9 protein-coding genes are annotated in these 10904 nt (G+C 68.1%); 8 read left to right on the top strand and 1 reads right to left on the bottom strand.

Annotation, left to right across the window (positions count from 1 at the left end):
- Window positions 1-8 precede the first annotated feature (8 nt).
- The 8 genes from AC3A3W_RS07955 to AC3A3W_RS07920 all read left to right on the top strand — a co-directional run bounded on the left by AC3A3W_RS07955 (window position 9) and on the right by AC3A3W_RS07920 (window position 10197).
- Window positions 9-713 (top strand): FHA domain-containing protein, encoded by a 705-nt coding sequence (locus AC3A3W_RS07955; protein WP_487441732.1) that lies wholly within the window; start codon window positions 9-11, stop codon window positions 711-713.
- The gene (locus AC3A3W_RS07950; RefSeq protein WP_487441730.1) at window positions 710-5167 is read left to right on the top strand and encodes a type VII secretion EssC family protein; all 4458 of its coding nucleotides are present in this window, start codon (window positions 710-712) and stop codon (window positions 5165-5167) included. Before AC3A3W_RS07955 ends, AC3A3W_RS07950 begins: the two co-directional genes overlap by 4 nt.
- 214 nt (window positions 5168-5381) lie before the next feature.
- Window positions 5382-5594, top strand: coding sequence for a hypothetical protein (locus AC3A3W_RS07945; RefSeq protein WP_487441728.1), 213 nt, complete (start codon window positions 5382-5384; stop codon window positions 5592-5594).
- A 40-nt stretch (window positions 5595-5634) separates the two neighbouring features.
- Window positions 5635-5940 carry a hypothetical protein gene (locus AC3A3W_RS07940; RefSeq protein WP_487441727.1) on the top strand — a complete coding sequence of 102 codons (306 nt, stop codon included), beginning with the start codon at window positions 5635-5637 and terminating at the stop codon, window positions 5938-5940.
- A gap of 122 nt (window positions 5941-6062) precedes the next feature.
- A complete protein-coding gene (ligA, locus tag AC3A3W_RS07935) occupies window positions 6063-8300 on the top strand; it encodes an NAD-dependent DNA ligase LigA (protein ID WP_487441760.1) in 2238 nt (745 codons plus the stop codon).
- Window positions 8297-9118: an inositol monophosphatase family protein gene (locus AC3A3W_RS07930; RefSeq protein WP_487441725.1), complete on the top strand. Its 822-nt coding sequence runs from the start codon at window positions 8297-8299 to the stop codon at window positions 9116-9118. Before ligA ends, AC3A3W_RS07930 begins: the two co-directional genes overlap by 4 nt.
- Window positions 9119-9218: 100 nt before the next feature.
- Complete coding sequence (locus tag AC3A3W_RS07925) at window positions 9219-9722, top strand: GNAT family N-acetyltransferase (protein WP_487441723.1); 504 nt, start codon at window positions 9219-9221, stop codon at window positions 9720-9722.
- 91 nt (window positions 9723-9813) lie between these two features.
- Entirely contained in the window at window positions 9814-10197 is a 384-nt protein-coding gene (locus AC3A3W_RS07920; RefSeq protein WP_487441722.1) for a RidA family protein, read from the top strand.
- A 34-nt stretch (window positions 10198-10231) separates the two neighbouring features.
- On the opposite strand, the gene AC3A3W_RS07915 is transcribed toward AC3A3W_RS07920, so the two are convergent.
- A complete protein-coding gene (locus AC3A3W_RS07915; protein WP_487441720.1) occupies window positions 10232-10894 on the bottom strand; it encodes a response regulator in 663 nt (220 codons plus the stop codon).
- Window positions 10895-10904: the final 10 nt, after the last annotated feature.

The raw sequence follows: 10904 nt of genomic DNA, 5'->3' as shown, positions 1-10904 counted from the left end.
CGGAAAAAATGGGAGATCTTGCGGTAGATTTCTGCGGCGAGTGGTACGAGCCATCGGACGACGACGTCTTCAGCATCGGCCGTGAAGGCGACCTGGAGGTGGACGACAACCCCTACCTCCACCGCCGCTTCCTCCAGATTGCCAGGTACGACGGCATCTGGTGGCTCAGCAACGTGGGCAGCATGCTCTCGGCCACCGTGGCCGACGCCTCCGGCGGCATGCAGGCCTGGCTTTCGCCGGGCGCCCGCCTGCCGCTGGTTTTCAGCCACACCAACATCATCTTCACGGCGGGTCCCACCACGTATGAGTTCAGTGTTCACGTGAAAACGCCCACCTTCCGGCAGGAAACCCGCGGGGAGGACACCGCCGGGGACACCACCATCGGCCCGGTCGTGTTCACCGACTCCCAAAAGGCCCTGATCGTCGCCCTCGCCGAGCCCATGCTGCGCAGGGACGGCACGGGATTCAGCGCCATACCGTCGTCCGCGGCAGCCGCGAAGACCCTCGGCTGGGCGCTGACCAGGTTCAACCGGAAGCTGGACAACGTGTGCGACAAGCTGGACCGGGTGGGCGTGGCCGGCCTCAGGGGAGGAGGCGGCAAACTGGCCACCAACCGGCGGGCCCGGCTGGTGGAGCACGCCGTTACCTCGCACCTGGTGACCCCCGATGACCTGTACCTGATCGACAAGATGAGAGGGGACGACGAAGGATGAAAATCCGACTGACGCTGCGCCGTGATCCCGCCGAGGCCAAAGACCTCGCCGTCACAGTGGACGGCCTCGCCACCGTGGCCGACATCGCGGCGGAACTCTGGACCGCTGACCCGGGCCGGCGGAACCACCCTGCCCCGCCGAACCTCTCGCTCCGCATCGACGAGGCGTTCGTGGCCGGCGGCATGCGGGGCCTCGTGCTCAACCGCGGCGACCACCTGCTGGAATCGGGCCTGCGGCCCGGATCGGTCGTATCCCTGACGCAGGTCAGCGAGCAGTTCGGCATCCCGGGAGCAGGCCAGGCGGCCGGCCGCGGCCCTGCCGCCGCGACACTCCGCATATTGTCGGGGCCCGACGTCGGGCGCGAGTTCTCGCTGCCGTCGGGCGCCAGCTACATCGGCCGGGACCGGGACGCGGATATCCGGCTCACGGACCCGCTCACGTCGAAGCGGCACGCGCGCATCAGCGTCGGCGAGAGCGTGGAGATTGTGGACACGAATTCCGCCAACGGACTTCAGATGGGAGGGCTGCCCATCACCCGGGCGACGCTCAGCTCCTCGGACACCGTGACGCTCGGGGACACGGAGATCACCGTGGTACCGCTGGCCCGCAGCGGCGCGGCAGCACCGACGTCGCCCCTGGTGGACTTCAACCGTTCGCCGCGGGTGGTGCCCCGGTTCGCTCCGGCCCGGCGGATGCCGCCGGCAGGACCGAAGCGCCCTGACCATCACGCCTTCCCTTACATCATGCTGGTTGCGCCCTTGATCATGGGTGCCGTCCTTTTCACCGTGACGCAGAGTTTGCTGTCGATGCTCTTCGTGCTGATGATGCCGCTGTTCATCGTGGGGCACTACGTGGACCAGAAACTGCAGAGCAAGCGGGAACGAAAGGAACAGCTCAAGGAGTACCGGGAGTCCATGGCGGCGTTCCGGCAGGACCTCACCGCCCTGCAGCAGGTGGAACGGGCCGTCCGGCTGCAGGAGGCTCCGTCGGTCAGCGACACCGTGGACTCTATTTACAAGCTCGGACCGCTGCTCTGGACGCACCGTCCGGAGCACCCCGGCTTCCTCGGCCTTCGCTTCGGGCTCGGGACCGCTCCGTCGCGGATTCCGATTGAGGAGCCCAACACCGCGGAGACGGAAGCGGTGTACCGGCTCGAGATCCAGGAGTGCCTGGACCAGTTCCGGGAGATCGAGGGCGTGCCCGTGGTGTCCCAGCTGCGTTCCGCCGGCGCCTTCGGACTGGCCGGCCCCCGCGGGCTGGTGGACGATGTGGCCCGCGGCATGGTGCTGCAACTGGTGGGACTCCATTCGCCCGCCGAGGTTGCCGTGGCCGCCATCACTTCCACCCGTTCGCGGGAACGCTGGAACTGGCTGCAGTGGCTTCCGCATGTCGGCTCGAGCCATAGCCCGCTCCCGGGCGACCACCTGGCCACGGGATCGGCCAGCGGGGCGAGCCTGCTGGCACGCCTCGAGGAACTGGTGGAGTACCGCGAAGCCGCGCTGCAGTCGCCGGGCCCGGCTCCCAGGCCCGGCATCCATGGCGGCGACGGGGACGTTCCGGCCCCGGTGCTGCCCTCGGTCCTGGTCATCATCGAGGACGACGCGCCCGTGGACCGTGGACGGCTCACCCGGCTGGTGGAACGCGGACCCGACGCCGGCGTGCACGTTCTGTGGGTGGCCACCGGTGTGGAGGCGCTTCCCGCCGCATGCCGCGACTTCATGGAGGTCGACGGCGAACACGGCACCACCACGGGGCAGGTGAGGCTGGGACGCCATACGTACCCCGTCAGCTGCGAAAGCCTCGACGCCGAACTCGCCGGCCAGCTGGCCCGCATGCTTTCGCCCGTGGTAGACGCCGGGAAGCCCCTGGAGGACGACTCGAACCTGCCGCGGGCCGTGTCCTACGCGGCGCTCATTGGCAAGGACTTCCTGGACAACCCCGACGCGGTGGTTGAACGCTGGCAGGAGAACAACTCCGTCCGGTCCACCGCCGTGGCGAACCGCAAGGACAACGGATCCCTGCGTGCCCTGGTGGGATCCAAGGGCGTCGAGCCGCTGTACCTGGACCTCAAGAACGAGGGGCCTCACGCGCTCGTCGGCGGCACCACAGGCGCCGGCAAGTCCGAGTTCCTGCAGTCCTGGGTGCTGGGCATGGCCACGGCCTACAGCCCGGACCGCGTCAGTTTCCTGTTCGTGGACTACAAGGGCGGCGCCGCCTTCGCGGACTGCCTGCACCTGCCGCACACGGTGGGCCTGGTCACCGACCTTTCCCCGCACCTGGTGCGCCGGGCGCTGACCTCCCTCCGAGCAGAGCTTCACTATCGTGAACGCCTGCTGAACCGGAAGAAGGCCAAGGACCTGCTGGCCCTGCAGCGCGACGCCGATCCCGAGGCGCCGCCCTACCTGGTGATCGTGGTGGATGAGTTCGCCGCCCTGGCCACGGAAGTGCCGGAATTCGTGGACGGAGTGGTCGACGTCGCCGCGCGTGGCCGGTCGCTCGGGCTGCACCTGATCCTCGCCACCCAGCGCCCGGCCGGTGTCATCAAGGAGAGCCTGCGCGCCAACACCAACCTCCGGGTGGCGCTGCGCATGGCCGATGAGGACGATGCCACCGACATCCTGGGCGTGCCGGACGCCGCCTACTTCGATCCCTCCATTCCGGGGCGCGGCGCGGCGAAGACCGGTCCTGGCCGCATCCAGGGGTTCCAGACCGGCTACGCCGGCGGCTGGACCACGGAGCGGCCCCAGCGCCCGCAGATCGACATAGTGGAGATGGCCTTTGGTTCCGGCCCCGTCTGGGAAACCCCGGCTCCGGAGACTGCCGTCAGGGAAGAACCCGCAGGGCCCAACGACATCGCCCGGATGACGGCCAACGTCATCCGGGCCGCGGACATGCTGGCCATCGAACCGCCGCGGAAGCCGTGGCTCAATGAGCTGGCCATGACCTACGACTTCTCGTTGCTGCCCAACCCCCGCACCGACGAGCGGCTGCTGCTCGGCGTCGCCGACGATCCTGCCCACCAGGACCAGCCCACGGTCTTCTACGAGCCGGACCAGGACGGCAACATGGCCATCTACGGCACGGGCGGTTCGGGCAAGTCGGCGGCCCTGCGGGGCATCGCCATCGCGGCGGCCGTGACACCGCGCGGCGGCCCGGTGCACGTGTACGGCATCGACAGCAGTTCCGCCGGCCTGACGATGCTCGAGGAGCTCCCGCACGTGGGCGAGATCATCGACGGTGACGACGCCGAGCGTGTGGGCCGGCTGCTGCGCTGGCTCCGCGACCTCGCCGAGGACCGGGCCTCCCGCTTCGCCGAAGTCCGGGCGTCCACGATCGTGGAGTACCGGAAGCTGGCAGGCAGGCCGGACGAGAAGCGCATCTTCGTGCTCGTGGACGGCATGTCCGCCTTCCGGGAAGCCTATGAATACACGCGGCTGTCCGGGCTGTGGGACATCTTCCTGCAGCTGGCAACCGACGGCCGTCCCCTGGGCATCCATCTGGTTGTTGCCGGTGACCGGCCAAACTCCGTCCCGCCGTCGTTGCTTGCCTCCATCCAGCGGCGGCTGGTGCTGCGGCTGTCCTCCGAGGATGATTACATGACCCTGGACGTCCCGAAGGATGTCCTGGGCAAGGCTTCGCCTCCCGGGCGCGGCCTCCTCGGCGGCCACGAGGTGCAGCTGGCCGTCCTGGGCGGCAACTCCAACCTGGCACTGCAGGCCCGGGAGGTCCACAAGCTCAGTGAGGCGATGCTTCGCCAGGGCGTCGAGCGGGCTCCGCGGATCGAGCGGCTTCCGGAGCAGGTGGACCTGGATATCCTGCCGGCCGGCCGGCCGGACCAGCCCGTCGTCGGCATCGACGACGAGACGCTCCAGCCCGCAGTCCTCATGGCCAAGGGCCCGCTGCTGCTCGCCGGGCCTCCTGGCTCCGGGCGGACCGTGGCGCTGGTGACCCTCGCCTACGCGCTGCGCCGTTCGAACCCGGATGCCGAACTGGTGTACATCGCCTCGCGGAGATCTGCCGTGGCGTCATTGCCTGTCTGGAACCGTTCGCTGGTGGGGGCCGACGACGTCGAGGAGGCGGTCGAGGCGCTGGCGGACCATTCCTCGGCCAATCCGGGGAAGCTGGCCATCTTCATCGAGGGGCTCACGGAGTTCACGGGCACCCTCGCCGAATCTGGCGTCGAGCGGCTTGTCACGTCCTCTATCAAGGCCGACCAGTGGGTGGTGGGTGAATCCGAGACCTCCACCTGGTCCTCGGCATGGTCACTGGCCCAGCCGTTCAAGTCCGGAAGACGCGGACTCCTGATCAACCCGGGGGATATGGACGGCGACAGCCTGCTCAACACGTCGCTCGGAAGGGTCGGTTCCGACTTCATTCCGGGCAGGGGCTACATCGTCGGCAGGGGCAAAGTGCGTAAGCTCCAGATTGCACTGCCTCCGGAAAACCGGCAGTAGGGGATTTGGTGATCCGCGGGAGCATGTAGGAAGATACCCGGGACAAAATCCGGTGCGGGGGAGCCCCGTCTCGCCCAGCAAAAGGTAACCACATGATCCGATCCAACAGCCTTCGCACCACTGTGCTGCCCGGACTGGCGGCCTCAATGCTGGCGTTCACCGCGTCCGTTGCAGCCGCCGCTCCGGTGCATGCCACAGATTGCCTGCCGGGACAGTGTACGGCGTCGCCCGCTCCGCCTGCTCCGAGCACGTCTGCTCCTGCGCCTCCAACGTCCCCGTCCGCACCGGCTCCCGCTCCTGCGCCGGCTCCCGCACCCCCCGCTCCCGCACCGGCCCCGGCCCCGGCGCCGGCACCAACAGGTGCCCCGGCACCCGCACCGGCGCCGGCGCCCGCAATGCCGAAGCCCGCAGCGCGGGTTCCGTCTGATGCTCCGAAACCCTCGGCAACCACGGCCCAGCCACGCCCGTTGGCGCCGGCTGCCAACGGCGGCCCCGCACCTGCGGTTGCTGCCGTCCCGGTGCAGGCCGCCACCGCCTCGCCCACATCCTCCACAGTAGCCCCGACGTCCAGCGCGGCGGCGGATTCCTCGTGGACCAAACCCATTGCATCCCCGACGGAGGCGAGCCCCGAGGCGGTGGTCAGCGTCGAAGACAACGGGCCGGGAGTCGGGATTTTCGGCCTCTTTGCCCTCATGGGAGGAGTCCTGCTGGTTGGCATCGGGGGACTTGTCTTCGCCTTCTGGATCCGGAAGCGCCTCGCCTCCCACTGGTAGCGGCGTCGGCGCATAATGTCCGGCGTGTAAGGCAAGATAGGTCTGTGAGCACAGCATCAGGCCCCACCGCATCAGGCACCGCATCAGGCACCGCATCAGGCACAGCAACAGGTCCTACCGACATGGCAGCATCCGGAACGGACCAGCTCGAGCTGGAAGCGATTCCGTCCGAGTCGGTCCGCGACGAATACCAGAACCTGGCGGATCTCGTCAGGAAGTACCGGTTCGCCTACTACCAGGAGGACGAGCCGCTCGTCTCCGATGCGGAGTTCGATACCCTGTTCCGGCGGCTGGAGGAGCTTGAAGCGCTCCATCCCGAGCTGGTGTCCAATGACTCGCCCACGCAGGAAGTGGGCGGGGAAGTGTCGGCGGCCTTTGCCGCCGTCGAACACCTGCAGCGGATGTACAGCCTGGAGGACGTGTTTTCCCTCGAGGAGCTGGAAGCCTGGATCACCAAGGCGGAGGCGGGCATCGCCAGACTTGGAAGTCCCACTGCGGCGTGGCTGACCGAGCTGAAGATCGACGGCCTGGCGGTCAACCTGCTGTACCGGGACGGCAAGCTGGTCCGGGCAGCCACCCGCGGCGACGGGACCACAGGCGAGGACATCACGCACAACGTGCTCACCATCAAGGAAATCCCGCAGCAGCTCAGCGGCAGCGGGTTCCCCGCCGAGATGGAGATCCGGGGTGAGGTGTTCATACCCTCCAAAGCCTTCGCCGAGTTCAACGAGGCGCTCATCGAGGCCGGAAAGGCCCCGCTCGCCAACCCGCGGAACGCGGCGGCGGGCTCACTGCGCCAGAAGGACCCGGCCGAGACCGCCAAGCGGCCGCTGAAGATGTTCGTCCACGGGATCGGCGCCCGCAACGGCCTCCCGGGCACCAGCCAGTCCGAGACATACAAGCAGCTGGCGGAGTGGGGGCTGCCCGTCAGTCCGTACTTCGAGGTGCTCGGCAGCCTGGCGGAAGTATTGGAGTTCATCGCCAAGTACGGGGACAAGCGTCACAGCCTGCTGCATGAGATCGACGGCATTGTGGTGAAGGTGGACGACTTCGCCACCCAGCGCGCACTGGGCTTCACCACCCGTGTTCCGCGCTGGGCCGTCGCCTACAAGTACCCGCCCGAGGAAGTGCACACCAAGCTGCTGGACATCGCGGTTAACGTCGGACGCACGGGCCGCGTGACCCCGTTCGGGATCATGGAACCGGTCAAGGTGGCCGGATCCACCGTGGGAATGGCCACGCTGCACAACCAGGACGTGGTCAAGGCCAAAGGCGTGAAGATCGGCGACATCGTGGTTCTGCGCAAGGCCGGTGACGTCATTCCCGAGATCGTGGGTCCGGTGCTGGCCCTGCGGGACCAGCAGGACCCTCCGGTGCGCGACTTCGTCATGCCCACGGAATGCCCGTCCTGCGGGACGCCGCTTGCTCCCGGGAAGGAAGGGGACGTGGACATCCGCTGCCCCAATGCGCGGTCCTGCCCGTCCCAGCTCCGCGAGCGGGTCTTCCACCTCGCCGGCCGGGGAGGGTTCGACATCGAAGCACTGGGCTGGGAGGCCGCCATTGCCCTCACCCAGCCGGCGGAACCGGAAGTGCCGCCGCTCACCACCGAAGCCGCCCTCTTCGACCTCACTCCGGAGGCTCTCGCACCGGTGAAGATCCGGCGCGAGAAGCGGTCCAAGGGGGTCGGCACGGGGGAGTACGAGCTCGTGCCCTACTTCTTCAGCAAGGGCACGGCTAAGACACCGTCCAAGCCCACGGCAACCACCGAGAAACTCTTCAGGGAACTCGACAAGGCCAAAACCCAGCCCCTGTGGCGCGTGCTCGTGGCCCTGTCCATCCGGCACGTCGGTCCGCGGGCATCGCGGGCCCTCGCCAACCACTTCGGCACCATGGACGCCATCCGCCAGGCCTCAGAGGAAGAGCTCGCCGGCGTTGACGGCGTGGGCCCAACGATTGCCGCCGCGCTCAAGGAATGGTTTGCCGAGGACTGGCACGTCGAAATCATCGACCGCTGGGCTGCTGCCGGAGTGCGCATGGAGGATGAACGGGATGAATCCACACCGCGCACCCTCGAAGGGCTGACTCTCGTGGTCACGGGCACGCTGGAGCACTTCAGCCGCGACGAAGCGAAGGAAGCCATCCTGGTCCGCGGCGGCAAGGCGGCCGGTTCGGTGTCCAAGAACACCAGCTACCTCGTCGCCGGTGATAATGCCGGTACAAAGCTGGACAAGGCGGAACAGCTGGGTGTGCCCGTCCTCGACGAGGACGGATTCCGGGAACTGCTGGCCAATGGCGCGGCTGCATTCGACGCTGACAATGACGAAGCCTCCGGTGAGCGGGACGGGGAAGGTGCGGAATGAGCCCGGACCTGAACGGGCTGCTTGAAGTGGCCAAGGCCGCGGCCGCCGCCGGTGCCGCAGTCCTGTCCACCCGCAGCGACCGGCCCCTGGAATCGGGCAATGTCAGCAACAAGGGGGCCGCAGGCGACTGGGTCACCGCCTTCGACCTGGCGGCGGAGAAAGCCGTCCGGGACGCCATCCGGACGGCCCGCCCGCAGGACACCATTACCGGCGAGGAACAGGGCACCACACGCCCCGAGCATCCGAGCGGCCTCCGGTGGTCCATTGATCCGCTGGACGGCACCACCAATTTCATCCGCAACATCGTCTACTACGCCACGTCCGTGGCAGTGGCCGACGCCGACGGCGTGTGGCTGGCCGGAGTGGTTAACGCCCCCGCCCTGGGCCGCGTGTACTACGCCTCCCGCGGCCACGGCGCCTGGCTCGAACAAAACGGCAGCCGGACCCAGCTCACCGGACCGGTGACCGGGCGCCCGGGGCAGATCCTCGCCACGGGCTTCAGTTACGACCCCGCCACGCGGGAGGACCAAGCCAGTGTTCTCGGCGGCCTCATGGAGGGTTTCGCCGACATCCGGAGGCTTGGCTCTGCAGCCCTGGACCTGTGCCTTGTGGCCGACGGCACCCATGACGCCTTTGGTGAACGTGGCCTCAACGAGCACGATTTTTCGGCAGGAGCCCTGATCGCCGAAGAAGCGGGATGCTGGGTGCGCAGGCCCCGGCTGACGAGTCCGCTCGACGGCGGGCCCTCCGACGAGGAGCGGCTTGCAGCCTGGACCTGCGCGGGGACCCTGGAGCTTTCCGGCAAGTTCCCGCTCTGAGCGGAACACCGGCCCCAGCCCGACCCGGCCCGGTGATACTTCCATCACGGAAACGCCTGTTTCGCGCGGGTCACCCGGCCGGCGGGCCTAGCATTGACAGGTGCAGCCGCAGATCATCGTCCGTCCAGCCGTCCCCGCCGACTACGGGGCGATAGCGCGCATAACCCGCGACTCCTACATGGCGGCTGGATACTTTGACAGCGCAGACCACCCATACATGAAGCAGATCCAGGACGTGGCGAGGCGGGCGGCGCAGGCAACCATCTGGGTCGCCGAGCGCGACGGGCAGGTGGTGGGCTCCGTGACGCTGGCCGTCGCCGGCGAGCCGTATGCGGACATCGCCCTCGACGACGAACTCGAATTCCGGATGCTGGTGGTGGACCCGGCCGTGCAGCGCAGCGGTGCGGGCCTGGCGATGGTCGAGGCGATCATCGCGCACGCCAGGTCGCTGGACGGCATCCGCGCCGTGGCACTGACCACCGGCGGGACCTGGGAGAGCGCCCACGGACTCTACCGGAAGACAGGCTTCCATCGCGTTCCCGAGCGGGACTGGTTCGTGCCGGACACCGACATAAAGCTGCTGGTTTTCCGGCTGGACGTCTGACCGACCTAGAGTGGTGCCGACTCATTCCCCGGCCCATGCCGCAGGTGCGAAACCACCAGGCAATGCATGCGGCCCCAGTGAAAGGCGCACCATGCGCAAGACATTCGGCACCGGCTCCGTCTGGGAACAGACGCTCGGCTATTCCCGCGCACTGCAGGTGGACAACACGCTGTACATCTCGGCCACATCCTCGAGCGGTGAGAACGGCATCGTCGGCAGCGACTTCTACGAGCAGACCAGGTACATCCTGCAGAAGCTGGAGACGGTCCTGGCCGATGCCGGCTTCGGCCTCGCCGACGTCGTGCAGTCCAAGCTCTACCTGACCGACATCAGCAAGTGGGAAGACGCCGGCCGCGCCCACGGCGAGGTCTTCGGCGAGATCCGCCCCACGCTGTCCCTGGTTCACGTGCTGCCGTTCCTCGACCCCGAGATGCTCGTGGAAATCGAACTCGTCGCGCAGAAGAGCGCCAGCTAGCACACCGCCCCCCGCCCCCGCCCCGCGGCCTGGGTTAGGACGTCGGGAGGCCGTAGCGGTGTTCCGGGCGGCCCGTGGTGCCGTACCGGAGCTGGATTTCGACGGCGCCGTCATCGGCCAGCGAGGAAAGGTACCGCTGGGCGGTGGCCCGGGAAACACCCACGCGCCCGGCGACATCGGCTGCGGAATACTGCTCGCCCGGCACGAGCGACTCCAGCACTGCCGCCTCGGTGGCGGAGCGCGGCCTGGCCGAGGGCGAGACATCACCCGGGATCAGGGCACGCTTGGCCCGCTCCACGGTGTCCTGATCCAACGCCCCGGGCTGGCTGAGGATCCGCCGGTACCGGGCATAGGACCGAAGCTGTTGGGACAGGGACTCTGCGGTGAACGGCTTCAGCAGGTACCCGAGGGCGCCGCGGCGGAACGCCGTCCGCAGCGATGCGGCATCGGACGCCGCGCTCAGGATCATCGTGTCCACGTCGAGCTGGTGCAGCAGATCCAGGCCCGAGGCGTCCGGCAGGTACACATCCAGCAGTACCAGGTCCGGCCGCAGGCTGTGGATGGACTGCAGCGCCAGCGAGGCCGAGCCGGCCGGCGGCAGCGCCAGAAAACCCGCCACCGAATCCACATAGGCGGCATGGAGCTTGGCGACGTGGAAGTCGTCATCCACGATCAGCACCCTGAAATCTTCAGACATCATCGTCCTA

This window comes from Arthrobacter sp. Soil_N43, assembly GCF_057655195.1.
The sequence above is the reverse complement of the archived record's forward strand: the minus strand, read 5'-3'. Positions and strand labels throughout refer to the sequence as shown.

What these genes read in the sequence shown, in the direction of transcription:
- AC3A3W_RS07955 (WP_487441732.1), top strand. Translation starts at nt 9, where the DNA reads ATGGGAGATCTTGCGGTAGATTTCTGCGGCGAGTGGTACGAGCCATCG.
- AC3A3W_RS07950 (WP_487441730.1), top strand. Translation starts at nt 710, where the DNA reads ATGAAAATCCGACTGACGCTGCGCCGTGATCCCGCCGAGGCCAAAGAC.
- ligA (WP_487441760.1), top strand. Translation starts at nt 6,063, where the DNA reads ATGGCAGCATCCGGAACGGACCAGCTCGAGCTGGAAGCGATTCCGTCC.
- AC3A3W_RS07930 (WP_487441725.1), top strand. Translation starts at nt 8,297, where the DNA reads ATGAGCCCGGACCTGAACGGGCTGCTTGAAGTGGCCAAGGCCGCGGCC.
- AC3A3W_RS07920 (WP_487441722.1), top strand. Translation starts at nt 9,814, where the DNA reads ATGCGCAAGACATTCGGCACCGGCTCCGTCTGGGAACAGACGCTCGGC.
- AC3A3W_RS07915 (WP_487441720.1), bottom strand. Translation starts at nt 10,894, where the DNA reads ATGTCTGAAGATTTCAGGGTGCTGATCGTGGATGACGACTTCCACGTC.